The 26,200-nt window shown below is 47.1% G+C and carries 25 protein-coding genes; 18 read left to right on the forward strand and 7 right to left on the reverse strand.

The window, feature by feature from the left end:
- The first annotated feature begins 138 nt into the window (after positions 1-138).
- From IRJ16_RS09200 to IRJ16_RS09265, 15 genes are all read left to right on the forward strand, one after another.
- Entirely contained in the window at positions 139-1,140 is a 1,002-nt protein-coding gene (locus IRJ16_RS09200; protein WP_194111255.1) for a glycosyltransferase family protein, read from the forward strand.
- A 214-nt stretch (positions 1,141-1,354) separates the two neighbouring features.
- Positions 1,355-1,726, forward strand: coding sequence for a response regulator (locus IRJ16_RS09205; RefSeq protein WP_194111256.1), 372 nt, complete (start codon positions 1,355-1,357; stop codon positions 1,724-1,726).
- Entirely contained in the window at positions 1,723-2,814 is a 1,092-nt protein-coding gene (locus tag IRJ16_RS09210; protein ID WP_228079969.1) for a sugar transferase, read from the forward strand. Before IRJ16_RS09205 ends, IRJ16_RS09210 begins: the two co-directional genes overlap by 4 nt.
- Before the next feature lie 6 nt (positions 2,815-2,820).
- Positions 2,821-3,561, forward strand: a complete 741-nt coding sequence (locus tag IRJ16_RS09215) for a TolC family protein (protein ID WP_194111257.1) — start codon at positions 2,821-2,823, stop codon at positions 3,559-3,561.
- Positions 3,561-5,735 (forward strand): exopolysaccharide transport family protein, encoded by a 2,175-nt coding sequence (locus tag IRJ16_RS09220; RefSeq protein ID WP_194111258.1) that lies wholly within the window; start codon positions 3,561-3,563, stop codon positions 5,733-5,735. The genes IRJ16_RS09215 and IRJ16_RS09220 overlap by 1 nt, the downstream gene beginning before the upstream one ends.
- A gap of 8 nt (positions 5,736-5,743) precedes the next feature.
- On the forward strand, positions 5,744-6,940 hold the full coding sequence (locus IRJ16_RS09225) for a glycosyltransferase (RefSeq protein ID WP_194111259.1): 1,197 nt from the start codon (positions 5,744-5,746) through the stop codon (positions 6,938-6,940).
- Entirely contained in the window at positions 6,937-7,071 is a 135-nt protein-coding gene (locus IRJ16_RS23020; protein WP_262893659.1) for a hypothetical protein, read from the forward strand. Before IRJ16_RS09225 ends, IRJ16_RS23020 begins: the two co-directional genes overlap by 4 nt.
- 14 nt (positions 7,072-7,085) lie before the next feature.
- Positions 7,086-8,609, forward strand: a complete 1,524-nt coding sequence (locus IRJ16_RS09230) for an O-antigen ligase family protein (RefSeq protein ID WP_194111260.1) — start codon at positions 7,086-7,088, stop codon at positions 8,607-8,609.
- A gap of 35 nt (positions 8,610-8,644) precedes the next feature.
- A complete protein-coding gene (locus IRJ16_RS09235) occupies positions 8,645-9,820 on the forward strand; it encodes a glycosyltransferase (RefSeq protein ID WP_228079971.1) in 1,176 nt (391 codons plus the stop codon).
- A 13-nt stretch (positions 9,821-9,833) separates the two neighbouring features.
- Positions 9,834-10,730 carry a glycosyltransferase family 8 protein gene (locus IRJ16_RS09240; RefSeq protein ID WP_194111262.1) on the forward strand — a complete coding sequence of 299 codons (897 nt, stop codon included), beginning with the start codon at positions 9,834-9,836 and terminating at the stop codon, positions 10,728-10,730.
- Between the two features lie 178 nt (positions 10,731-10,908).
- Positions 10,909-11,766, forward strand: a complete 858-nt coding sequence (locus IRJ16_RS09245) for a glycosyltransferase family 2 protein (protein ID WP_194111263.1) — start codon at positions 10,909-10,911, stop codon at positions 11,764-11,766.
- A 33-nt stretch (positions 11,767-11,799) separates the two neighbouring features.
- Entirely contained in the window at positions 11,800-13,143 is a 1,344-nt protein-coding gene (locus IRJ16_RS09250) for a lipopolysaccharide biosynthesis protein (protein ID WP_194111264.1), read from the forward strand.
- 12 nt (positions 13,144-13,155) lie between these two features.
- A complete protein-coding gene (locus IRJ16_RS09255) occupies positions 13,156-13,878 on the forward strand; it encodes a 4'-phosphopantetheinyl transferase family protein (protein ID WP_194111265.1) in 723 nt (240 codons plus the stop codon).
- A 51-nt stretch (positions 13,879-13,929) separates the two neighbouring features.
- Positions 13,930-14,847 carry a glycosyltransferase family 2 protein gene (locus tag IRJ16_RS09260; protein ID WP_194111266.1) on the forward strand — a complete coding sequence of 306 codons (918 nt, stop codon included), beginning with the start codon at positions 13,930-13,932 and terminating at the stop codon, positions 14,845-14,847.
- A gap of 9 nt (positions 14,848-14,856) precedes the next feature.
- Entirely contained in the window at positions 14,857-16,032 is a 1,176-nt protein-coding gene (locus IRJ16_RS09265) for a glycosyltransferase family 2 protein (RefSeq protein ID WP_194111267.1), read from the forward strand.
- A 192-nt stretch (positions 16,033-16,224) separates the two neighbouring features.
- Here IRJ16_RS09265 and IRJ16_RS09270 read toward each other — a convergent pair whose 3' ends face one another.
- From IRJ16_RS09270 to IRJ16_RS09290, 5 genes are all read right to left on the reverse strand, one after another.
- Positions 16,225-17,376, reverse strand: a complete 1,152-nt coding sequence (locus IRJ16_RS09270; RefSeq protein WP_194111268.1) for a TlpA family protein disulfide reductase — start codon at positions 17,374-17,376, stop codon at positions 16,225-16,227.
- 90 nt (positions 17,377-17,466) lie between these two features.
- Positions 17,467-18,090 carry a M949_RS01915 family surface polysaccharide biosynthesis protein gene (locus IRJ16_RS09275; protein ID WP_194111269.1) on the reverse strand — a complete coding sequence of 208 codons (624 nt, stop codon included), beginning with the start codon at positions 18,088-18,090 and terminating at the stop codon, positions 17,467-17,469.
- Between the two features lie 61 nt (positions 18,091-18,151).
- Positions 18,152-20,056: a CocE/NonD family hydrolase gene (locus tag IRJ16_RS09280; RefSeq protein ID WP_194111270.1), complete on the reverse strand. Its 1,905-nt coding sequence runs from the start codon at positions 20,054-20,056 to the stop codon at positions 18,152-18,154.
- 233 nt (positions 20,057-20,289) lie between these two features.
- Positions 20,290-20,661 (reverse strand): VOC family protein, encoded by a 372-nt coding sequence (locus tag IRJ16_RS09285; RefSeq protein WP_194111271.1) that lies wholly within the window; start codon positions 20,659-20,661, stop codon positions 20,290-20,292.
- A 146-nt stretch (positions 20,662-20,807) separates the two neighbouring features.
- Positions 20,808-22,097, reverse strand: a complete 1,290-nt coding sequence (locus IRJ16_RS09290) for a hypothetical protein (protein WP_194111272.1) — start codon at positions 22,095-22,097, stop codon at positions 20,808-20,810.
- Positions 22,098-22,215: 118 nt separating this feature from the next.
- Here IRJ16_RS09290 and lpdA point away from each other — a divergent pair, with 118 nt between their 5' ends.
- A complete protein-coding gene (lpdA, locus tag IRJ16_RS09295; protein ID WP_194111640.1) occupies positions 22,216-23,619 on the forward strand; it encodes a dihydrolipoyl dehydrogenase in 1,404 nt (467 codons plus the stop codon).
- Between the two features lie 175 nt (positions 23,620-23,794).
- Here the strand turns inward: lpdA and IRJ16_RS09300 are convergent, their stop codons facing one another.
- Together IRJ16_RS09300 and IRJ16_RS09305 are read right to left on the reverse strand one after the other, a co-directional pair.
- Complete coding sequence (locus IRJ16_RS09300; protein ID WP_194111273.1) at positions 23,795-24,385, reverse strand: hypothetical protein; 591 nt, start codon at positions 24,383-24,385, stop codon at positions 23,795-23,797.
- Positions 24,386-24,425: 40 nt separating this feature from the next.
- On the reverse strand, positions 24,426-24,791 hold the full coding sequence (locus IRJ16_RS09305) for a CoA-binding protein (protein ID WP_194111274.1): 366 nt from the start codon (positions 24,789-24,791) through the stop codon (positions 24,426-24,428).
- Between the two features lie 318 nt (positions 24,792-25,109).
- On the opposite strand from IRJ16_RS09305, the gene IRJ16_RS09310 reads away from it, so the two are divergent.
- Positions 25,110-25,685: an RNA polymerase sigma factor gene (locus IRJ16_RS09310; RefSeq protein WP_228079973.1), complete on the forward strand. Its 576-nt coding sequence runs from the start codon at positions 25,110-25,112 to the stop codon at positions 25,683-25,685.
- 11 nt (positions 25,686-25,696) lie between these two features.
- Positions 25,697-26,110, forward strand: coding sequence for a hypothetical protein (locus IRJ16_RS09315; protein ID WP_194111275.1), 414 nt, complete (start codon positions 25,697-25,699; stop codon positions 26,108-26,110).
- The last annotated feature ends 90 nt before the right edge of the window (positions 26,111-26,200 follow it).

Below are 26,200 nucleotides of genomic sequence, written 5' to 3' on the forward strand. Positions count from 1 at the left end.
GCGCAATTGACGCAAGGGTGTTTAAAAGCCGTTTTTGCTTTCGGAATATCGCAACGTTAACAAACAGTTTATCAGGGCTTAATATGTTTACGATCGCTAAACATTGCCATAACATGCGTAGGTTAATTTTAACCCGACATGAAAATTTTATACGCGATACAAGGTACCGGCAACGGTCATTTAAGCCGGTCGATGGATATTGTGCCCCTGCTGCAAAAATACGGGCAGGTTGATGTAGTAGTAAGCGGCGTTCAGGGCGATCTTAAACTGCCGTTCCCGGTCAAATACCAGTTCCACGGGTTGGGATTTATTTTTGGTAAGTCGGGCGGGGTAGATCTGCTCAAAAGTTTTTACAAAGCCAAGCTGCGCCTGTTCCTTAAAGAGATACAAAAGCTCCCGGTAGAGGATTACGACCTGGTGATCAACGATTTTGAGCCCGTTACATCCTGGGCCTGTTACCTGAAAAACAAGTTCAGTGTGGGGCTAAGCCACCAGGCAGCCGTAGTAGCCGAAGGTTCGCCCAAGGCCGACGATGTAGATGTGATGGGTAAATTCATCCTGGAATATTACTCGCCGGCTAGCGTAAAGTATGGCTTCCATTTCAATAAGTTCGATGACAATATGTTCACGCCGGTCATCCGTCAGCAAGTGCGGGATCAAGTGGTGAGCGATCAGGGACATTATACGGTTTACCTGCCCGCTTACGATGATAGCAGGCTGATAAAACGCCTGTCGGAGTTTAAGGATGTGCGCTGGGAGGTATTCTCTAAACACAACAAAAAAGTGCTGAAGCATCGCAATGTGCATATACAGCCCATCAACAATCAAAAATTTATAGAGAGCATGGCCGGCGCGTCGGGGATACTTTGCGGGGCGGGCTTCGAGACCCCAGCCGAAGCTTTGTACATGAAAAAGAAGCTGTTAGTGATACCTATGAAAAGCCAGTACGAGCAACACCTGAATGCAGCCGCGCTAAAGCAAATGGGCGTACCGGTGATAAAAAGCTTAAAGGAAAAACACTTCCCTGTTTTAAGCGATTGGATAGAGAATGGTAAGATTATCGGTGTAGATTATCCTAACGAGACGGCCGATGTTATAAATATGATCATCAAAAAACACGGCCCGGCTCATTCCGCATAGTTTTAAAATACCAAAAAAAGCGTTTTCAGTAGTAAGAATGGATTTTTTATTTATTTTTACAGAGATAATAAAATTTATGATTACTTATTTAAGTAAGCGATTTAATTATCAAAAAGACTTTTAGATGGAGCTTTTTTTGCTAATTTAACATCTTTATTTCAAGTCTTAAGATCGCAAGAGGTTTCATTACCGTATATTGGGTTATTAATTTAAAATGAAGAAAGTTATACTGATCGTTGACGACGACCTGGGTATTTTAAAATTGCTCAATTTTATCCTCTCAAAGGAATACGAAATAGTGGTTAAGACCAATGGTTTCGATGCTCTGGATTGGCTGGAGTTAGGCAATCTTCCCGACCTGATCATATCCGACCTTGCTATGCCGACCTTTGACGGACAGGCATTTGTGAAGAACGTGAAGATCAGCGGCTTTTATGGCGATATCCCTGTTGTACTGTTGTCTGCCGCGCACGATCTGGACGAGCAAGTGGGCAAAATGCCTTTCCGGGTAGAAGCTTTTCTGCAAAAACCTTTCAACCCTAATATTTTAAAGACCGAGATCAGTAAAATTTTGCAATTATCATGATGCACACCACAACTGATTGGAACGAGAGCGCCGGATTGCGCGTACGTTTGGCTTATGCCGGTACCCAACTCCGCGATTCGATATTTGCCGAGTTACCGGCACATTACCAGATCACATCTAACGATACGGTAAAACAGCTTGACGATTACCTGGCCGAGCAATCCATCCTAAGTATGCCCGATATTGTGGTAGCCGAGGTTGATGATGCCGGCGAGACCATGAAATTTGTCGAGCGTATTAAAAAGAACGGCCTTTTCAAGCAAATGCTTATCGTGTTGGTATCGGCTAAAGTGGATCCTGAACTGAAAAAGCAAGCCATCAAGCTAAAGGTGAACGACCTTTACAGCATGCCGATCAACCTGGGCCACCTGCGCGAGCGTTTGAACTTTTTGGTGAACTTTAAACTGATCAAACCTACCCTGGCCGAACTTTCTGAAAAAGTGGATACCACCTACAAACTGCCTCCTGGTAAGCGTGCTATGGATATCTTCTTTTCGGGCATGGCTTTGTTGATGCTGTCGCCGGTATTTTTGGTGGTGGCGTTGGCTATTAAATTCGGATCTAAAGGCCCTATCATTTACAAGAGCAAACGTGTTGGTACCGGTTACCACGTGTTCGATTTTTATAAGTTCCGCTCGATGCGTAGCGATGCCGATCAGTTGTTGGCCAAAATGGCTATCGAGAACAATCAGTACGCAGTTGAGGAGACCGGCGCTAAAGCCGCTTCTTTTGTAAAGATCAAGAATGACCCGCGCATTACCAAGTTGGGAGCATTTTTACGCAGCAGCAGTATTGACGAGTTGCCACAGTTTTTCAACATTTTAAAAGGCGATATGTCTATCGTTGGCAACCGCCCTTTACCGGTTTACGAAGCCGAGATGCTAACCTCTAACGAGTGGGCAATGAGGTTCTTAGGTCCCGCAGGGCTTACCGGCCTTTGGCAGGTGACCAAGCGTGGTAAAGACGACATGAGCGAGCGCGAACGCAAAAAGCTTGATAACTTTTATGCCCAGAACTATTCAATTTTATTAGATCTTAAGATTATCTTTAGCACAATTCCGGCCTTGTTCCAGAAAGAAAAAGTGTGATCGCCAATGTCTGTAAAATATAAGCTGATAATCACCATATTGATCTCTCTGTTCACCGCGGGCCAATTAAGCGCCCAGGTGTTAGGCGGCACCCGCAAGGATGGCGACCAGGAGAGCATGTTCCCCGATTTTAAAACGGTCTACCTGCAAAAGCTGATAGATACTGCAGATAAATATTATCCGCAGATCAAGTTAAGGGCCGAACAGATCAAGATCGCCCAAACTTCTTACAGCCAATCTAAGGCAGCCTGGTTTGAGGGTTTGTCGGTCACACCGTCATACGTATACAACCCCAGCGGGTCCATTAACCTGTTCAACAGCACAGGCGCATCTACCAATTTTTTTAATGGTTATCAGATCGCGTTTAGCTTAAGCTTAAGCAGCTTTATCACAAGGCCGTATATTACCCGTAATGCCAAACACAATATTGTGGTGGCCCAAATGGAAGAAGAGACCGCAAAATTGACCCTGCGCACACAGGTTAGTACCTTATACGTTCAGTTTTTGCAAACACAATCCAGTTTAAGGGTTGCCGCAAAAACAGCAAGCGATACCAAGTTGTATTTAGAACAGGTTAAACACGATTTTTCGTTAAGCAGCCCTACTGCCACCACAACCGTTTATAACAGCGCGTTAACGGCATACAATTCGTCGGCTTTAGCTAAGGTAGCCGCAGAGGGCGCGTTCTTAACGGCCAAGCTTAGTTTAGAAGTATTAGTGGGCAGAAGATTGGAAGACATTAAATAATGGAGCAGGTAAAGGATTTTTTTAAGCTCTTAAAAAAATACGTATTGGTACTGATCCTGGTACCGATAGTGACCGTGCTCGTCGTATATTATCCCTTAAAAAACCTCCCCAAGCAGTATGTATCGCAAGGATTGATCGCGACAGGTTTTACCGACCAGTCGCGTGCTATTTTAGATCCTTTGGGCGGTGGTTTGCAAGAGACCCGCCTGATGGCACAATTTGGTAACCTGAAAAGCCAGATGATGCTGAAGCGGATATGGGATGCCCTGTCTTACAAACTCATCATCCACGATCTGAGCACCGATGCCCCTTTCCGCTCTATCAAAGGCATTAAGGAATATAAGGCGATGGACAACAAGGATAAGTTGAGAGCTATTGCCCTGTTCAGCCGCAAACTGGAGCGCATGGAACCCATGAACGCCACCAGCACTTACGAGGATTGGCTCAACGGTTTGCTGATCGCCATGAAATATGACGAAGGCGCCCTTAAAAAGGCATTAATGGTGGACCGTATGGACGCGAGCGATCTGGTATCGGCCACGGCCACTACCGAAAGTTCGGAGTTGTCGGCCTTTATGGTCAATACTTACGTTAAGATCTTTATCGATTATTACACCAGCCAGTCTACCCAATCGCAAACCAATAATGTTGAATTTTTGGCCGATCTGTTAAAGCAGAAAAAAGAGGAAGTGGATTCGGCACGCCAAAAGCTGCAATCGTATAAGATCGCTAACGACATTTTGAACCTGGAAGAACAATCTAAATCTATCCAAACCCAAAAGCAAACTGCAGAGGATATGCTAGTGCTCTTAAAACGCCAAGTAAGCTCTTTGGGTGGGGCTATCAAAAACATTAAAAGCAATTTGAGTCCCAGCGTAAGGGCCTATGCCGAAGCCGAATCATCCAGGCTTAACGCCACTTTGGTAACATCGCGCGAGCGTTTAAATCAACTCGTCGCCCTAAAATACCGGGACCTGCTTGCCCCGCCTAACCCAGGCCTCGAAAGATCGATCGACTCTCTGCAGAAACGTATTATCGCACAGGGTGCTGCCATTACCGATGCCGCTGCTGTGAGCCCCCTAACCGGCAAAGAAGCCCAATTGCAGCAACTACGCACCTTACAGGTGGAATATGATCAGGCCTTTTACAGCCAAAGCGTTATCCAGAGTGAATTGACCAATCTTGATTCACGCTTTAAAAAGTTGGTACCGCTTGATGCCAAGGTACAGACCTACACTTTCGAGATCGAGAACGCTACTAAAGAGTATGAGGATGTTTTTACCAAATACAACCAGGCCATTATGCAGGCCTCGGCCAACAGTAAGTTAACGCAGATCGTTATGGCCGTGCCCGAAGGTCCGCAACCATCTAAATGGAAGCTGTTTGTGATCGGTGCCGGCCTGGGTACGTTTGTGATCTGTTTGGTAGTGATGTTCGTGCTGTGGTACATGGACGACTCCATCAACAGCCCGGTGCGTTTGGCCAATATTACTAACCTGCCTGTATTGGGTGCACTTAACAAACTGCCCGGCAACAATATAGATCTGCGTAAACTTTGGGACGGCGATCAGCGCGAAAAAATGAAGCGCTTTAAAGATCTGCTACGCTCGGTCCGTTTTGAGATAGATCAGGAACTGGCCGGTAAAAAGATATTGGCCGTTACCAGCATGCGCCCCGGCGAAGGCAAGACCTTGCTGAGCATCAGCCTGGCTTACTCGTACGCCATGATCAACAAAAAAGTGTTGCTGATAGATGGTAACTACGAAGACCCTACCATTACCCGATCGGTAATGCCCGAGTACTATGTAGAGGACGTGCTAAAGAACACGACCGATAGCCCGCGCCTTACCGCGCAGACCAACGTTTTAGGTAACTATGGCGGCGACGTGACCCTGTTAGAGGTGAGCGACGAAAAAGCCATCAAGGATAAATTTGCCGAGTTGCAACGCACTTACGATATCATCATCATCGAAACCCCTGCCCTATCAGCATTGAGCAAGGCTAAAGAGTGGTTCATATTTGCGGATAAGATCGTATCGGTCTTTGAGGCCGGGCAAAGTATCTTTAACGGTAAAAAACTGGTGGTAAAATATTTCCAGAACGAAGGCGACAAATTCTCGGGCTGGATACTGAATAAGCAAACAATGGTAGCCGCCCCTAAAAAAGGCAAATGATCTAAGGTATGGTCGAGGTACTGAATATATTATGGATAGCTTTTCAGGTGATGCTGGGTTACAACCTGGTGTTCCCCCTGTTGCTTTATATTTTGTATAAACTGAGCGGCAAACCTAAGATCGCGACAGCCCAGGGCGGCGACGAACCCAACGATTACGCCATTATTGTGACCGCCTATGAGCAAACTTACTCGTTAAAAGCGGTTGTCGATTCCATACAAAAACTCAAATACGATAACTACCTGGTTTACATCGTTGCTGACAAATGCGATGTGACCGATCTGAAGTTTGACGACGAACGCGTGATCGTACTACGCCCCGAGGAAACTTTGGCCAGCAACACCCGCTCGCACTTTTATGCCATCAACCGCTTTGTCCGTCCGCATAATATTTTGACCATTATCGACAGTGATAACCTTGTTCACCCTGATTATTTGGACGAACTGAACAGATACTTTGATGCCGGCTACACAGCCGTACAAGGCGTGCGCGATGCCAAAAACCTGGATACTACCTACGCTTGTTTAGATGCCGCCCGTGATATCTATTACCATTTTTACGATGGTAAAGTGCTTTTCGCAGTAGGGTCATCGGCAACTTTAGCCGGGTCGGGTATGGCATTCACCACTAGCCTGTACCGCCAAAGCCTGGAACATCTGGACGTGACCGGCGCCGGTTTTGACAAAGTACTACAAGCCCAGATCCTGCAACGAAACCTGCGCATAGCCTTTGCCGAGGATGCCATTGTTTACGACGAAAAGACCACCCGCTCAGATCAGTTAGTGAACCAGCGTGCGCGTTGGATAAATACCTGGTTCAAATATTTTAAGCTGGGCTTTACCATCATTGGTTCGGGCATTAAGAATTTTAGCCGCAACCAGATCATTTTTGGTTTAGTATTGCTACGCCCGCCTTTGTTCATCTTTTTGATACTGTCGGTATTTTGCATGTTCATCAATTTATGGGTGAGCCTTACCGCGGTTATTGTATGGGCATTGGGCTTTACGGCCTTTGTGTTAGGTTTTGTGATAGCACTGCGCAGTTCGCACACCGATCCGCGCGTGTACAGATCGTTAAAGAACATTCCGGTATTCATGTATTACCAACTGATATCTTTATACAACTCGCGCAGGGCCAACAAGCGCTCGGTAGCTACCCAGCACTATCACGAGAAAAGTATTAACGATATCATTGACAAAGAATGAGGGTAGATCCCAAAAGCAAAACTTTTACGCTGAGCGGTAAACCCATCCTGCCTAAAAACTATAAAGAGATAGCCGGGGTGGTTTTGGTGTTTGTAGGCGTGTTCTACTTTTTTATTAAAGTGGTATTTTAAGACGATAAATTATCATGATAGAGCAGTTACCTTTAGATACCCCCGCCCAAAGGCTGTCTGTAGGCCAGTGGTTGCGCAAGGTATTTATTGCAGAAAAACTGCTTAACCCCGTTGGATATATCCTTTTAGCGCTGCTTGCCATAGTTTACGGGCTTATTATAGCGCGCTTAGGCTTGGTACCCGGGCTTGCATTGGCTGCCATGGCGGTAATGCTGCCTGTGCTATACTGCATTGTGGCCCATCCCAAATTTGGCATTTTAGTGTTGCTGACCATGGCCTATTACATCATGTTCATGATGCGGCTGGTGACCACCACCTTCCCTATGGGTACCATAATGGACGGGTTGGAAGCCCTGCTGATCCTTGGTTTCCTGATCAAGCAACGGGCCGACAAGAATTTTGAGATGTTCAAGAACCCGATCAGTTATATGATCCTGGTTTGGTTCTGTTACAATATTATGCAGGCGGTCAACCCGTCGGCATCGTCTATTTTAGCCTGGGTTTATACTGTACGCAACGTTGCCTTTGTTACGCTGATGTACTTTGTGTTTTTAAAGAACATCACCTCGGTAAAATTTATCCGTGTGCTGATCGCCATGTGGCTCGTCTACGCGGTGATCGGTGCGCTGTACGGCGTTAAGCAGGAGATATTCGGTTTCTCGGCTTCAGAGCAGGCCGCTATGGATGCTGACCCAGAACGTGCCGCGCTATATTTCCAGGCAGGTCACTGGCGCAAATTCTCGATATTTAATGACCCCGTGGTATTTGCCTATAACATGGTGCTGGCATCGCTGCTATGCATCGGGCTGATCTGGGGGCCGACCAAAAACTGGCAAAAATGGATATTAGGCGGCCTGATCGGTCTGTTCTTTTTGTCGATGCTGTTCTCGGGTACGCGTGGCGCGTTCGCGCTTACACCGGTGGGTGTCATCCTGTTCAGCGTGCTTAACTTTAACCGGCGGATCGCGATCATGGGAGTTTTAGGCGCTATGTTTTTTGTAGTACTGATCTTTATGCCGACCAGCAATCCCAATATCCTGCGTTTCCAAACGGCATTTAAACCCGGTAAGGATGCATCTTACTTGTTAAGGCAAATGAACCAGCAGCGTATCAAACCGTTCATCCATACGCACCCGCTGGGCGGCGGACTGGGTTCGGTAGGTGTGTGGGGGCAAAAATTTTCGCCGGGTAGTATGCTGGCCAATTTCCCGCCGGATAGCGGGTACGTGCGTGTGGCGGTAGAGCTGGGCTGGATAGGCATGCTCATCTTTTGCTGGATGATGTTCACGATCCTGAAGACGGGGGTCGTCAACTTTTTTAAGATACAGGATCCCGAACTACGATGTTACTGCCTGGCCATGACCATTATGATATTTGCCATTAACGTAGGTAACTATCCGCAGGAGGCGCTGGTGCAGTTCCCTACCAATATCTATTTCTTTTTAATGGTGGCCTTGCTGAACAAGTGCTTGCAGTTGGATGAAGAAAAACGTGGCGTGGTCCACCTTAAACCTAAAGCCCCCTATGTTGCCGTATGATCTTGAAAGGTAAAAATATCATCATATTAAGCCTGATGAAGTTCGACGGCGAGTACGAATCGACGAACTACACCATTGCCAAGCACCTGGCCAAGCATAACCAGGTGTTTTATGTAGATAATCCTTACACATGGAAAGATTATGCCCGGTTTAAAGGCACCGACGATTTTAACCGCCGTAAAGATCATTTTGGATTTTTTGCCGATGGCATTATAGAGACCACCACCCCTAACCTGCGCGTAGTGATCACCCCGCCACTGGCGTCGATCCACTTTTTACCCGAAGGGCCGATCTATCGCGCTGCGCTGAAACTGAATGAATGGCTGATCACCAAACGCATTAAGCAGGTGATCAAAAAATATAAACTGAAGGACTACATTTTCATCAACTCATACAACTTCCATTACCCTAACGTAGGCGACGCGCTGGACCCAAGCCTGTTGGTTTACCATTGCGTGGATCCGCTGGTATCTGACTACGATCTGAAACATGGCAGCATATCCGAGGCGCATATTGCCAAGGTGAGTGATGTGATCATTTGCTCAAGCAAGCAATTATGTGTAGAAAAAGGCCCGCTGAACGCGAACACCCATTTTGTACCCAACGCTGCCGATATATCGCACAGCCAAAAAGCGCTGGCTCCGGATCTGCCGGTGGCCGATATTATTGCCAAACTGCCGAAGCCCGTGTTGGGCTACTTCGGCAATATTGAACGCCGCATGGATTTTGACATGCTGAAGGAGGTGATAGCTGCCAATCCGGATAAGAGTTTTGTATTTGTTGGTCCGCAAGGAAAGATCTACATCCCCGATTGGTTTTTTGATACACCCAATGTGTACCTGCCCGGCCGCATGCCTTACGAGGATATGCCCGCCATTGTAAAAGGCTTTGATGTTGCCCTGCTGCCATTCAAAAAAGACGAAGTGAGCCGAACAATATTTCCTTTAAAATTGTTTGAGTACCTTGGTGCCGGTAAGCCCGTGGTGTCCACAGATTTTAATGAGGACCTGAAAGATTTTACCGCGGATACCGTGGCCTATTGCAGCACAGCGGCCGAATATTCGGCGGCTATTGCGCATGCCCTGGCCGAAGATCCGCAAGCGATGATCCCTAAACGTTTGGCCGTTGCTGCCGACAATACCTGGGACAAGCGCGCCGAAGAGTTTTCGGAAATATTGAATAAATACCTTGAATTAAAGACAACTAAGTAAATTTAGCCGAGATATGTCAGCACAAACCACCATCCCTATAGTAGTTGTAACCGACGAGCATTATGTGATATTGCTGGGGGTACTATTAAAGTCGATAGAGGCCAACCACAAGACCGGCGAAAAGATACACGTGTACGCCATAGGTGACGGCGTGGGCAAAGAAAGCCAACGCAAACTGGCCGATTCGGTAAGCAAGGATATGTTCACCATTACCTGGTCTAAAATGGATGATATCATCCCGGCAGGTGTTACTCTTCCGCTGGACCATACCTCGTTCCCGCTCACTACTTACCTGCGCTTGTTCATCCCTAACGTAGTGCCACCGGGTACTAAAAAAGCCTTGTTCTTGGATGTGGATATGCTTGTTCTGGAAGACATCAGCAAATTATGGAACCAGGATACCGGCGACTACGTGATAGCTGCCGTGCAAGACCCGCGCCTGCTTACCGTTGATAACGAGTGGGGTGGCATTGCCAACTACAAAGAGCTTAATTTAAAGCCAAAGACCAAGTACTTTAACGCCGGCCTGCTGGTAGTGAACATACCGCAATGGACCGAGCAGAACCTTACCCAGCGCATATTAGATTGCGTTAACGATAACATCAAATTCGCTAACTACCCCGATCAGTACGGCCTGAACGTGGTATTGGCCAACCAATGGTACGAGTTGGATCACCGTTGGAATTACTTCGCCTCGGAGACGTTGAAAGACCCGTTCCTGATCCACTTTGTATCGCGCAAACCCATCTATACCACCTACACCAATAACCCATACTACAAGGAGTTATTTGAAAAATACCGCCTGCAGACCGAGTGGAAGAACTTTAAACCCATTGGCGAACTTAACCGTTACGTAAAAAAGATCGACAATATTTGGGTAAAGGTTAAAAAGTTATTGAGGATATCGTAAAAAATGCCTTTTTTAGGGTAATTTTAAAGTTTTAGGCATCGCGGAGCAAACTGCATGGGGCTAATGTGCGTATACATGGCGTGCTAAAATATTCGCCTTTTGTGTAGTGTAACATTTTTGTTTTGCGCCCGAAAGTCATACTTTTACTTACCGTAGATCATAATTAAACAAATAGTGCATGAGTGCCTTCAGTAACCCCAAATGGCTTGATAAATACACGTTTAATTATAAGTCCGTTGACGAGGTTCCGCAGACACTGTACGACGAGATAAACGCCAAGCTTGACAAGCTGAACAGCGACATCCCCGAAGTGAGCATCACCATTGCCGCCTGGAACGAAGAGGTGAACATGCTGCCAACCATCAGTTCGTTAGCCGACAGTACTACCAAGTTGCCAATAGAGATCGTTGTGGTGAACAACAACTCTACCGACCGCACACAGGAAGTCCTTGACAAATTCCATATCCATTCTTTCCAGCAGCCTATACAAGGTTGCGGCCCGGCCCGTCAGCTTGGTTTAGAGCAGGCTAAAGGCAAATACATTTTAACCGCAGATGCCGACTGTATCTACCCTGAAGGTTGGATAGATGGTTTGATCGACACACTAAAAGAGCCGGGCGTAGTTTGCGTTTACGGCCGTTACTCTTTCATTGCTAACGAGAAGAACCCACGCTGGAAACTGGCTATTTACGAGAAGATGAAGGACGTGATAGCCGAGGTGCGCCATCAAAAACGCCCTTACCTGAATACCTTGGGTATGACGATGGGTTTCATCCGTGAGCAGGCCCTTAAAGTTGGCTACGTAATGAAACACGTACGCGGCGAGGACGGCAGGTTGACCTTCGACCTGATGCAATTTGGCAAAGTAAAACAGGTGAAGGATGCTAAATACACTACCTGGACCGGTACCCGCACCATCGATCAGGATGGCAGCCTGTTCAAGGCTGTATCTAACCGCGTGGTTGGCGAGTTGAAAAAAATAACGGAATACTTTAAGCCGCACGCACCGCACGATACCAAATCATCCGACAATTAAGGCTACATTTAACTGCGGCTATAACCACACTTGATGGGAAAGATCAAAGAACTTATTGGTAACAAACAATTCCTGTCGCTTGCTGGCAATGTGGTGATGGCGGGTCTGAATCTGATCACCAACGCTATCCTGCTGCGCCATACTACTGAAGAAAGGATGGGCGATTGGTTCTTCTTTCAGGCTACCTACGTTTTTATCGATACTTTCCGCTCGGGTTTTTTGTCGACGGCCTTCATCAAGTTTTTTGCCGGTGCCGATAAACAACGTGCCGACAATGTATTGGGCAGCACCTGGGTATTAGGCTGGCTGATCACCCTGGCTATTTGTGTGATCACTGTCCCCGGGCTTTTTATGCTCAAGTATATCGATAACTCAGGTATCGAAACGGCTATAAAATGGGTGGCCATTACCTTTGTAGCTACACTGCCTATTGTGGTGGCTACCTGGATATTGCAGGCCCAGCAACGCTATAAAGAGATATTGTACATCAGGCTGATCAACCAGGGGTCGTTCATCATTGCGGTGATCGTGCTTATTTACATCAAACAAAACACGCTTTACTGGTACCTGGTCACCAATATCATCAGCTGCGTACTTACAAGCGTTATTGTGTTTGCTTGCAGCTGGACCGGCATGAAAACCATGCGCGCCCAAACCAAGGCCAGCATGACCGAGATATACCACTTTGGTAAATTTAGTGTGGGCACCAGCATTAGCGCTAACTTGTTAAGGTATTCCGACACGTTCATTATCAACCTGTTGTTAGTACCAACGCACCCTAACGCGCTGGCGGTTTATGGCATTGGCCAAATGCTGACCAATATGATCGATATCCCGTTGCGTAGCTTTGTGAACACCGGCATGTCGTCCCTATCGGCAGCACAGAATAATAACCGTAAAGACGAGTTGCAATACATCTTTAAAAAATACACCGGCGCACTTACCATCCTGTTCGTCCCGGTGATCATCGGTGCTATGGCGTTTGCCGACATTGCCGTAGGCATGCTTGGCGGCGGTAAATATGTGGGTACACCGGCGGCAAATATCTTCAGGATATTTCTGTGCATTGCTTTACTATTCCCGATAGATAGGTTTACAGGCGTAACACTGGATATCATACACAAACCAAAGATCAACTTTTATAAAGTACTGGCCATGCTAAGCGTCAATATTGTGGGCGACCTTATCGGTATCCACCTGTTGCATAGCATTTACGGCGTAGGTTTTGCCAGCATACCAACCTTTATTGTGGGTACAGCGATCGGCTATTTCTCGTTAAAAATGTACATGGATTTTACCTTTACAGACATCATTAAACTGGGTTGGGCAGAGGTGAAGATCCTTTATAAATTAGCAATGGGCAAACTGGCCCGCTAAATCGGTTGATCGATGACCGGAACGGTAAATTGCTCGTGGATAGATGCCCCCTCGGGAAGCCCTGCCCCTGCCGATAACGGCATAACCATTTGGTATAGTAAGGTTAACGATCTCTCCGACCGCTACGATGAGTATTATCAACTGATCGCCCCCGAAGAAAAAACTAAAGCTGAACGCTTCCATCGCGAAGCCGACCGCCAACGTTATGTGATTCAACATGGACTTTTAAGGAAGTTATTAGGTGACCAGTTAGGCATATCTGGGGATGAATTGACCTTCAATTTCGGACCAAACAAAAAGCCTTACCTGTCGGGACACGATATTTATTTTAACCTGTCCAATTCGGACGGTGAATTTTTGATCGCCATTGCGCAGGAGGAAATGGGGTTAGATATCGAGATCATTAAACCAAATTTCAATTATCAGGATATCGCCCAAAATTATTTCGGCAAGGACGAGATCGCTTTTATTGACAGGTCCGACGATCCGGCAAAAGCTTTTTTTCTATTATGGACGCGCAAAGAGGCATTACTAAAAGCTTGCGGGATGGGTATCGATGATGATCTGCCCCAAGTACCTGCCCTTGATGGCAAGCATAACCTGCCTGCCCGTTATCCCGTAAAAGAGTGGCGCACGCAAAGTTTTTGTTTAGAGGATCAGACCATGATCAGCCTAACTTACCCGGGGGAGCCAATACAAATAAATTTGACCGCGTTGAATAGCTATGGGTTTTAAACAACGGTTGAATTAAGAATAAGCCGTATATTTAGTCATCGGCAAAACAGCATGAAAAAAGTATCTATCGTTACGGTAAATTTTAATCAAGCGGCGGTCACTATGGACCTGCTTAGGTCTATAGCCCAAACCAATACCTATCCCGATCTGGAGGTCATTGTAGTAGACAATGGCAGCAAGCACAACCCCGGTCTCGAGATAGCGGCCGAATATCCCGACGTAAAATTTATAGCCACCGGTGCCAACCTGGGCTTTGCAGGCGGTAACAACGTGGGCATTAAAGCCGCCACCGGCGACTATTACTTTCTGGTAAATAACGATACCGAATTTATACCCGGATTGGTGCAAAAACTGGTTGATACACTGGATGAACACCCCGAGGTTGGCGCGGTATCTCCCCGTATCCATTACTTTGACGACCAAACGCTGATCCAATACGTCAATTTTACACAGATGAACTATTATACCTGCGCTAATAGCTCGCCGGGGCAGTTCCAGCGTAATGGCGATGATTATAACACGGTGGTAGGTCCGGTAGGTTACGCTCACGGCGCCGCCATGATGGTGAAACGTGAGGCTACCGACAAAGTCGGGTTGATGTACGAAAACTACTTTTTATACTACGAGGAAATGGACTGGGCCGAACGCATTAAGCGTGCCGGCTACCAGATCTGGATGCGTGGCGACGCGCTCATTTACCATAAAGAATCGGTATCGGTAGGGCGCAACAGCTGGCTGAAGGAGTATTTTATGAACCGTAACCGCATCCTGTTCATCCGCCGTAATGCGCCGGCGTTGAAAGCGCTGTTCTTTTACTTTTATTATATGTTGCTGGTAGTGCCGCGCAACATCATCAATTACATCCGCAGCGGCAACGCCAACTTTACAGGTTACCTGCTCAAAGCCATTTGGTGGAACGTCACCAACAAAACCGATAGTACCGACTTAGGGATAACATTAAGCAAATAGCTCAGATATATGGAAATTGCGTTCTGGTTCAGCTTGTTCATGGCCTTTTACACTTACGTGGGTTATGGGATATTGCTCTTTATCATCATCAAAATAAAACGTGCCGTTAAAGGCCGTAAAGTACCTGTCGACCTGCCCGGCGAGCAATTACCTACTTGTGCGCTGGTAATAGCCGCCTATAACGAGGAGACCATCATCCGCGAGAAGATAGCCGATACGCTTGCACTAAGCTATCCCGAAGGCAAACTGAAGATCTATTTTGTGACCGACGGATCTACCGATAACACCGCCGCCATCATCAGCGAATACCCGCAGATAAACCTGTTGCACAAGGACGGCCGATCGGGCAAGATCGTAGCCATGCACCGCGCTATGGAATTTGTTGACGCGGAAGTGGCCGTGTTCACCGATGCCAATACCATGCTTAATCGCGAGGCCCTATTAAAGATCTGCCGCCACTACGCCGACCCGACCGTGGGCGCCATTGCGGGCGAGAAACGCGTATTGGTAAAAGAGACCGACGATGCCAGCGCCGCCGGCGAAGGTTTCTACTGGAAATATGAGTCGACACTGAAAAAATGGGACTCGGAACTATACTCGGTAGTGGGTGCTGCCGGGGAGTTATTCAGCGTCCGTCGCGATCTGTATAAACCTGTTCCGCTGGATACCATTTTGGATGACTTTATGATATCCATGTACATTGCCCAGGATGGCTACCGCATTATTTACGAACCGGAAGCCTACGCCAGCGAGTCATCATCGGCCAACGTGACCGAGGAGTTGAAACGCAAGGTGCGTATAGCTGCCGGTGGTATCCAATCCATCATTCGCCTTGCTCCGTTGCTGAACATTTTTAAGTACCCAATACTGTCGTTCCAATACATCAGTCACCGCGTGTTACGCTGGACGGTGACGCCGTTCTTTATGATAGCGGCATTGATCCTGAACGTTGTCATATCCATACAAGGCGCCGGGCTGATCTACGATCTGCTACTGTTCGGTCAGGTGATGTTTTACCTGCTGGCCCTATTAGGCATGATCATGGAGAAACGCCAGATCCGCGTGAAGGCGCTATTCGTCCCCTACTATTTTTGCGTGATGAATTATGCGGTACTGGCTGGTATCATTCGTTATTTTAAAGGAAAGCAAAGTGCGGCCTGGGAAAGATCGGCGAGGAAGGTGTAGTTAATTCTCTCTTAACTCTATGACTGAAGTTCATGTGAGGAATGACAGACCAAAATCTCCCCGCTAGAGCGGGGAAGCACTGAACTTACATCAAGCAAAAACTTTCATAGGGGTGTGTCCTTTCGTAGAACTTGCAAACCAAGGACACACCCCTGACCCCGCTCGAGCGGGGAAGGGAGACTTTGAGGTATCTTATTCTATCCCCGCCAATACCTTTGGCAAGGCATCCTCATCCCGCACCTTATGGTCGCTCTTATAAAGCATGTTACCGTCAGTACCGATCAAGATCAACACCGGGATAGCCGACACGCTGAATTTACGCAGCATGTACCCATCAGCATCCAAATAATGCTCCCAGTTCATACCCTGTTTTACGATGGCTTCTTTCATAGGCTTGATGCTACGGTCGGAACTGATGCCAATGATGACCAATTTCTCAGGCGGATACTTGGCGCGGATATCTTTGATGAACGGCATCTCGGCCATACATGGCGGGCACCAGGTGGCCCAAAGGTCCAGCAGGACGTATTTGCCTTTCAGGTCTTTTAGCTCCACATTTTTACCGTCGATCAATTTCAACGTGAATGATGGTGATACCTGCCCCACCCCGACCAGTTCTAATCTGGCACTGAACCTTTCGAGCATGCGTTTGCCGCCGGGTGTATTAAGATACTTAGGGAATACCTTTTTAACGTAGGCCAATTGCTCTTGCAGATAAGCGTCCCGCCCGCCCGAGGTTTGCTCTAACTGGCTCCGGAAGAACCAGAACGCTTGGTAATCATCGGCATGATGGCTTAGGTAAGCCATATCCCTGTTCAAATGGCCTTCATACAGTTTTTGAAATACCCGACGCAAAGAATCACTTGATGGATATTTGGGGTTCTTTTTCAAAAAAGTGTCAAAAGCAATGCTCTCCTCCGGATGCTTTTTGCGGTTCGCGATGGTCCCCGCCCAAAATTTATTTTTAACAGAGTCGAATATCGGCGTGGCGTTCAGGATGTAACTGTAATGCAGTTCTTGCTCCTCGTTAGGTTTGTTCGTAAAGCGTATAATGGCCGGTTTATCCGTAATAAAAAAGCGGTTGTTGTATTGCTTACCGGCGTCATCGGTATAATCCACGTTTACCATAGCCAAAGGCGCGTAGTACTTGCGCTTCAGCACAAATTGGCGCTTGCTGAGCGTATCATCATTAAAGTGCAGATCAATCCCGTCATCATAATGGTAGCGTACATTTTGCGGCTTGATGGTACTATCGAATTGCAAAGTGACCTGGAAGATCTTTTGCGCTTGCGCGATATTAACGAGCAATAAAAAAGAAAGACAAATGGCGATGTGCTTGGGCATGGTCGGGTTCGGTTTGTGTGATACAAACGGCACAGCGCGACCGTTGTTGTGGTGGGTTTAGTTAAGAAGTGTTAAAAGGGGTAGTATTATTTACTTCCAGGTCTCTAACAAGTTCTTCTTCCAAAGGTCCGCTGCATATTTCCTGAATACTTCAGGTCCTGCTTTAAATGTGGCGTCGAAAGTATAACTGCCGCCATATTGTTCTCCCGGCACTTTAACCATATTTGTACCTCGCACTGCATATTTCTTATCACCCTCGTGCATAATGATCTTCATCGTGCTTGGGCTTACATCGCCATGGCAAACGGTCTTATACATTAACCAAACCTCAGCTACACCATTCTTATCCAGATCAGTTATCGCAAAAGTATTCGGTAGATACTGGGCCCAAATGTCCACAGGGCAATCTTTAATAAAGTCGTGCATCTGCCAGGTTTGCTTGTATGCGGCGCCATTGACAGCATAGTGATAGGCATACAGGTCGGCATCACGTCCGTCAAAGTCCTTATCTTTTGATGGGCGTTCGCCTGTCTCTGTCGTGATGATCAAATGTTCCCCTGCTCGGTCTGAAAAACGGGCGGCATTAATAACCTTACCGTCATAACGAACTGACTTAGAGATATCTGTCGGTTTAAGGTTGGTCACCTTGATCTGAGCCGAAACTGTTAAAGTTGAAACTGATAATAGCAGTGAAAGGGTGCAGGTTAGTTTCATTGTGATAATTTAAAAAGCCCAAAACTGGCTTCAGTTTAAAAACTGAAGCCAGATATTGTTATCAATTCAACACCGTCACCTTCAAACTCGACGGAGCATCTTTATCATGATACAAGCGCATGGTGGCCTGGATAAAATCAGAATCTTTGGCCTTATTGATATCCAGGAACTGGTTAGGGTTGCGATCCGCCAGTGGGAACCAGGAGTTTTGTACCTGGATCATAATGCGGTGACCTTTTTTAAAGGTATGCGCAACCTCGGGCAGGGCGTATTTCACTTCAGTGACCTTGTTAGGCACAAACGCCTCCGGTTTTTCAAAAGAAGTACGGAACTTACCGCGGAAGATCTCGCCGCGTACCAGCATCTGGTAACCGGCCATGGTGATGTTCCTTGGATTTGGTGATGGGTTAGGCTCGTTGTCAGGATAAACATCGATCAGTTTTACCACAAAGTCGGCATCGGTGCCGGTGGTTGATGCGAACAGATCGGCCAACAGCGGACCGGCCAGGGTAATGTCCTCGGTCAGCACATCGGTCTGGTAAGCCTTCACATCCGGGCGACGGGCGGCAAAGCGCTGGTCGTCTATCATATACTCGCGCGTACGGCGGGCTTGCACACCTTCCTGATACGGAACAGGCGCGGCAGGGTCGATGGTGTATTGGTCGAAATTATTGGCCACGGTCGGCGCGCTGAAACTTAGCTTGCCATTGGCTTGCAGGTAAAGCGTCTTTTCGGACGTGTTGGGTGCAGGCCATTTGTCAAACTTCTTCCACTCGTTACTGCCGGTGATAAAGATGTGGGCCTCGGGCAGGTTCATCTCCCCTTTACCTTTCAGGTAGTAATTAAAGAAAGGCATCTCTATCTGCTCGCGGAAATATTCGCTGGTTTTTTGGCCAAATTGGATATCGCCTAAAAAGTCGCCGTCGCCGCGCTCCCAGCCGCCGTGGTACCATGGTCCTAATACCAGCATGTTCTTGGTGGTTTGCGGGTTCTGTTTTTCGATGGCTTTATACACTTCCTGAGCGCCGTAAGCATCTTCGGCATCAAAGAAACCACCAACGGTCATCACTGCCGGTTTAACATTGGTGAGGTGCGGCAGGATGTTCATCTTTTGCCAAAACTCGTCGTAGTTAGGGTGATCCATCATGTTATCCCAAAACTTTACCGAGTCGCCCAGGAAATTCTTTTTAAAGTTGGGCAGCGCGCCTTGCTTCAGGTAAAAATCGTAATTGTCCTTAACGTTGGTCTTGATCTGGTTCTTGATATCAGTAGGCAAGATCGGTTGAGGGCGAGGTACGCCAAACCCGGTCAGGAACGCGAAAGCATCCATCATGAAGAAAGCCCCGTTATGGTGAAAATCATCCCCCTTGAACCACTCCGTTACTGGTGCCTGCGGCGATACCGCCTTTAAAGCCGGGTGCGCGTTAGGTAAGGATGCGGTTGAATAGAAACCCGGATAAGAGATACCCAGGATACCCACCTTGCCGTTATTGCCTTTCACGTTCTTGACCAGCCAATCTATGGTGTCGTAAGTATCGGTGCTTTCGTCAATATCGCTCTTGCCATATTTACCGCCTTTAGCCAATTGCGGGCGAACGTTCACAAAGTCGCCCTCGCTCATATAGCGGCCACGAACGTCCTGGTAAACAAAAATGTAGCCTTCTTTAGCGAACAGCATATTCTGCCCCAGTGTGCCTTTCATAGCAGCTCCGTACGGCGAAACAGTGTAAGGCGTACGTTGCATTACGATGCCGTATTTCTGCGACTTATCCTTGGGCGTATAAATAGAGGTGAACAGTTTCTTACCATCGCGCATCGGGATGGATATTTCTACCTTTTCGTAATGGTCTTTAACGTATTGCGCATCCTCCAGCGCCTGTTTGGACGGACCGGCCGGAGCGGTCTGCGCCATCGCAGTCGCGCAAAAAAGGGCAAGGGCTAATAACAGTGTAGAACTCTTTTTCATTTGTAAGATCAGTTTGTAGTTTGTGACGGTTAAGGTAGTGAAAATTTGGAAATAGAGTGACTGCCTGATCCAATCGTTAGCTAAGCAGGTATGAGCAGACCCTGGTCTCGCCGCCTGAGCGGGACGCACTAAACTAACATTAAGCAGAAACTCTCATAGGGATGTGTCCTTTCGTAGACCTTGCAAATGAAGGACACACCCCTGACCCCGCTCAAGCGGGAAAGCGAAACTTTTTATTTTACCAACCCGCAAAACCTCAACGTATTCCCATCCGCATCGGTCACATAAAACTCGCGCCTGCCCCAGGTTTGGTTTACCGGTCCCTGATGCACGGGCGAATTTGGCTTACCTGATGTATCCAAACCCCTTGATACATATTTGGCAAAAGCCGCGTCCACATCATCAACCCAAACATTGGCGACCGAGCCGAAAAGGTAGTCGCCTTCCATAGTGGTCAGTTGAAAGTCGGCACCGTCCTTGCCAAGGTCAACTACGAACGAATCGACGGTATCATTTGGGTCGGTCATTTCAAAGTCCAGCACTTCGGTATAATGCTTCAACGCCGACCGCATATCGCGCACTTTAAATACGGGTATCAGCTTCATTGAAAGAAAATTTTGATGGTTTGCCTGGTTTGGCGGAGTGATACTAATGTACGAAAAAGTTTTGAAATTACAAGTTGATGCTTGTGGAAATGATCTTCAACTATGTCATCCAGAGGAACAAAGATGACATAGTTGAAGAAAGATACCTATCTATTAAAAGGAAACTCATTCACCCAATGGAAACCCCTCCGTATCAACAAAAACTGCTTCTCGTCAAACCGTTTAAAGCTGGCACTAACGTCACCGTTAGGGCCTTTGCCTGTCATCTGCAATACGCTATCTTTAGATAGCGTGTATTTGAATTTATATTTCTTAGTGGTATCATCAAAAGAACCCAATGTGATGACCTTTTTGACCGTATCGGTATCAAACTTATACGGACGGACACTGTCATTCATCAGCATCACCCGCACACCGCCTCGTCCGTTGATGATCAACCTACGCCAGCGGTTGGTATCCGTTTGCAATGGGGGTAGCGTATCTTTGCCCAACACAAATTCCCGCGTATTAAAAATGCCGTACAAGACCGGTCGTTTGGCATCATCGCCGAAAGGCATACTACTGATCACGTTGCTGCCCGTACTCAATACCACGTAAGCGATCAACAAATATTTAACGGTGGTGAGTGTAATGTTCTTCCATTTCTTTTGGAAACGACGAGGGGTAAGTACCGCCGGTTGCACCTGCTGGTTCAAAAAGAAGAATTTAATGATGCGGTCCAGGTTCTTAAGCAGGATAAATATCGTCATTAACAATAACGCGCTCGATACGATCTTTACCGGCACATCGTAACAATAGTTAATAGCCACAATATTAGCGGCCACCGTAAAGGCGATAATGGCGCCCAATAAAGTCGTTCGCCTGAAGAGCAGCAATGCGCCGCATAATACCTCGGCTATCCCCGTAAAATAGTTGTATCCTTTAGAGTAACCGATAAAGGTCCAGGCCAAACTCATGGGCGACGAGTCGCCGTATGCTTGCAACAATCTGCTCGGCCCAGGCATTGGGAATTGCAATTTGACAATTTTTACCGAGCCATAGCTCAGCATCGTAAAACCGACATAAAACCGCAGGATCACCAGCAGCCAATAGTATAACCTATCGTAACTCACAGGCTTGCGGCTTACCAGAGACCACACTACCGAACCGACCAGCGCACTCACGGTAATAAACAGCAATACCAACCAATCATAAGTAGTATCGCCGCTGCCACCTGTAAATTGAGTAACGGGTTTCGCCAGGTGTAATACGTTAGCTGCCGCCCATACGATCAGTTTATGCATAGGGATGATATACATCTCAAAGGTCTCGCTCAGCAACGGCACAGCACCGTTCGGGTTCAAAAAAATGAACATCAAAAAGAAGATGAACGCAAAGCGGAAGCCCCATTTTTGGGCGGCCGACCACGGTTGGGTGAGGGTACTGGTTATTGTCATAAGCGATTGATGCTGAAGGTTTGCCCTAAAATATAAAATTTACCTTTAGGCTATGATATTATGGCATGGTTTAATTTGCAGAATGCTAACTTTGCCACCGATCAAAAAAGACACTACTATGCAATATGATGTTATCGTTATAGGTTCGGGCCCGGGCGGTTACGTGGCCGCTATCCGTTGCGCGCAACTGGGTTTAAAAACAGCCATTGTCGAAAAATATAATACCCTGGGCGGTACCTGCCTTAACGTGGGTTGTATCCCAAGCAAGGCTTTGTTGGATTCATCCGAACATTACCATAACGCGGCGCATGCCTTCACCGATCACGGTATCGAGACCAAAGGATTGAAATTTGATTTCGGCCGCATGGTGCAACGCAAGCAGGAAGTTGTTGACGCTAACACCAGCGGCATAACCTACCTTATGAAGAAGAACAAGATAGACGTACACGTGGGTGTAGGTTCTTTTAAAGATAAAAACACCATCAACGTAACTAAGGCTGATGGTACCGTTACCGAGATCACCGGTAAAAATGTGATCATCGCGACAGGTTCCAAACCATCGTCATTACCGTTCCTCCCAATCGATAAAAAACGTATCATCACCTCTACCGAGGCTTTGAACTTGCCCGAAGTACCTAAACACCTGGTACTGATCGGCGGTGGCGTTATCGGCCTGGAGCTGGGTTCGGTTTATGCTCGTTTAGGCGCTAAGGTATCGGTGATCGAGTTTATGGACGGTATCATCCCGACCATGGACAAGTCGTTGGGTAAAGAATTGCAAAAGGTTCTGACCAAATTAGGCATGGACTTTTACCTGGGCCACAAAGTGACCGGCGCTACCGTAAAAGGTAAAGAAGTGACCGTTACTTTCGACACTCCTAAAGGCGAAAAAGGCGAGTTGAAAGGTGATTACTGCTTAGTAGCCGTAGGTCGTGTAGCTTACACAGATGGCTTAGGCCTGGAGAATATCGGCATCACCGTTGAAGAGCGTGGTCGTAAGATCACTGTAGATGAGCACCTGCAAACCATCGTCCCTGGTGTTTATGCCATTGGCGACGTGATCAAAGGTGCTATGTTAGCTCACAAAGCCGAGGACGAAGGGACTTTGGTTGCCGAGCAAATTGCCAATCAAAAACCACATATTAATTACAACCTGATCCCGGGCGTAGTTTACACTTGGCCGGAGGTGGCCAGCGTAGGCCAGACCGAAGAGCAATTGAAAGCTGCCGGTGTAGCTTACAAATCAGGTCAGTTCCCGTTCAAAGCCAGCGGTCGCGCACGTGCCAGCGGTGACCTGGATGGTTTTGTAAAAGTATTGGCTGATGCCACAACCGACGAGATCCTGGGCGTACACATGATCGGCCCACGTGCGGCAGACATGATCGCCGAAGCTGTTATCGCCATGGAGTTCCGCGCCTCGGCCGAGGACGTAACCCGCGCCAGCCACGCCCACCCGACTTACACAGAGGCCATGCGTGAAGCTTGTTTGGCAGCTACGGATAAGAGACCGATACATATTTAATAGTTGTTGGAAGGCGGAATGCCAATTGCGAAATGATATAAATTAGGAACGCCTGGTCGATGACCGGGCGTTCCTAATTTGTATACTTGTCATTGCGAGAAACGAAGCAACCGCAAACCCGAAGAGCCGCGCTGCTTATTCGCGATTGCTTCGTTCCTCGCAAACACATAACTTGTTATTTCAAAATGACATTGTAACCTTTTAAACAAGCAGTGACATCTTTGTAGATAACATATTTATCATCTTTAAAATTAAACTCCTGCTTACTCTTTTTGATGGGACGGAATTTCACATCTGACAAACTATTGATCTGTTTAAGGGGCTTGAAATCGGCGTCGTAGTATTTTAACAAGCTCTTTCTAACAATACCACCCTTTACATTATCATCAAAAATGGATTCGATGGCGTAAAACGCGATAGTGTTACCGTTCTCATCAAAATAATGGTCGTACGCAATATCCCAGTCGCCACTTTCACTCACCGGCGACTGCGTAATATACCTGATACGCCCAGCGGTATCTTTTAAGATGTTGTAAGAAACTTCTGTTTCATCAGGCCATTTTTGGTTGACCACCTTTACAAGCGACTTTTTACCCGGCACCTTAGCCAGCAAAATGATTTTACGCTCATACTTCTTTTTATACCCCTCGATAAGTTTCTTTTGAGCGATAGTACTTGTTAATGTTGAGTCCAGAAGCGTCTGAGCCGATAGTTCTGCCTGATAACAGAATAATAAAGTTGTCAGGAATGCGAATAAGGTTTTCATACCCAAAGATACAAAACTTAAATCCCCCTCTTACGAACCATTAATATTGACCTATCGAAAGCAACACTAACGTACAAGCATACTCCGTCTCTATCCCTTTCTCATTCGCCATCTTACGTAACTCACTATTCTCCGTCCCTGGATTAAAGATGATCCGCTTAGGATTCGTGTTCAAAATATAATCATACAAAGGCGGCTGGTTTTGCGGACCAACGTATAGCGTGATGGTATCTACATCATCATGGATATCCTCGGCCGGTTCGATAGCTACACCGGCTACTTCTCCTTTTTTGATACCTACGTTAATGATGTCGTGTCCGGCCTTGGTGAGGCGATGTGCAGCCAGGTAGGCGTAGCGGCTGCTATCGGGCGTTGCGCCAATGATCATTGTTTTTTTATTTGCCATATAGATGATATGCTAAAGGTGTGCCAAAGTGATAGCCTGTCAGGTTAAGGCAGTAACATTCAGACAGTCAAGGCATCTAAATAACAAAACACGTCATCGTGAGGAGCTTCCATCAGCGACGTAGCGATGCCAGGCAAGCAGAGCGGCTCCGCAAGTCCGACCTTTGGATCGGGGATCGCCACGCTGCGCTCACAATGACGGGGCTTTTTAAGCCTCCCCGTCGGGGAGGTTTGGAGGGGTGAAAAAAATTAAAAATAATTTAAAATGTTTTTAATGCTGGTTCGTCTACCCCTGTATAACAACAATAATTAGATACAATTGTCCACTGCCCTGATGTCCGAAGAAAAGAACAGCCATATACTGCAAGCCATCACGGCTTACGGAAAGAACCTGCTGTCGTTCATCAGGAGGAGGGTGAAGACCGACGCCGATGCCGAGGACATTCTGCAGGATGTTTGGTACCAGCTAAGCGCGGTGGTCAACTCCGAGCCGATAGAACAAACGGGCGCGTGGCTGTATAGGGTAGCTACCAATAAGATCACAGATAAATACCGCAAACGTTCGGAAACGTTATTGGACGATCTTTTTTTGGACGACGAGGATGACGATGATGAGGGCAGCAATTTTAAGGCGATCCTGATGACCGAAGCCAAAACGCCCGAAAGCGAATATCTGCGCAACCTTTTTTGGGATCAGCTTTACCGTGCGCTTGACGAGCTGCCGCAAGAGCAACGCCAGGTATGGCTATGGCAAGAGATGGAAGATGTCACCTTTGCCGAAATGGCAGAGATGACAGGCGTGCCCATCCAAACGCTGGTATCGCGCAAACGTTACGCGGTACTGCACCTGAGGGAGCGCTTAAGGCAATTGTATCTGGAGATCACACAGTATTAAAAATTATCAAAATGAAGAAAATATTATTTCAGGGACCGGTAAAATTTGTCACCATACCTGTATTCGCGTTCGGCGTATTATCGCTGGTCAGCTATATCGTAATGCAGTTATGGAACTGCCTACTGCCGGATATCCTGCATGTTGCCGCCATCACTTTTTGGCAAGCCATGGGCATCTTTGTACTCTGCAAGATCCTGTTCGGTTTCGGTAAAGGCGGAGGGCGCGGCTGGGGAGGCCCGGGCGGCCCGCCATGGATGCGCCGTAAAATGGAAGAGAAATACAAAAAAATGACCCCTGAAGAGCGTGAAGCCTTCCGCAAAAAAATGTCAGATCGTTTTTGTGGTCACGGCCCTAACTGGGGTCCGTGGGACAAGTTCGATCAGGACGAACGTAAGCCCGACCAGTCCTTTAAGGATAACGAATAAACAGCAGCGAGTGGCAGTTGCAGGCATCTAAAGCCATTACATACCCTGCCGCTGCCACTCAAAACTGATATTGAATAAATAAGCCCCTAT

The sequence above is a fragment of the Mucilaginibacter myungsuensis genome, assembly GCF_015222005.1.
Lineage (GTDB): Bacteria > Bacteroidota > Bacteroidia > Sphingobacteriales > Sphingobacteriaceae > Mucilaginibacter > Mucilaginibacter myungsuensis.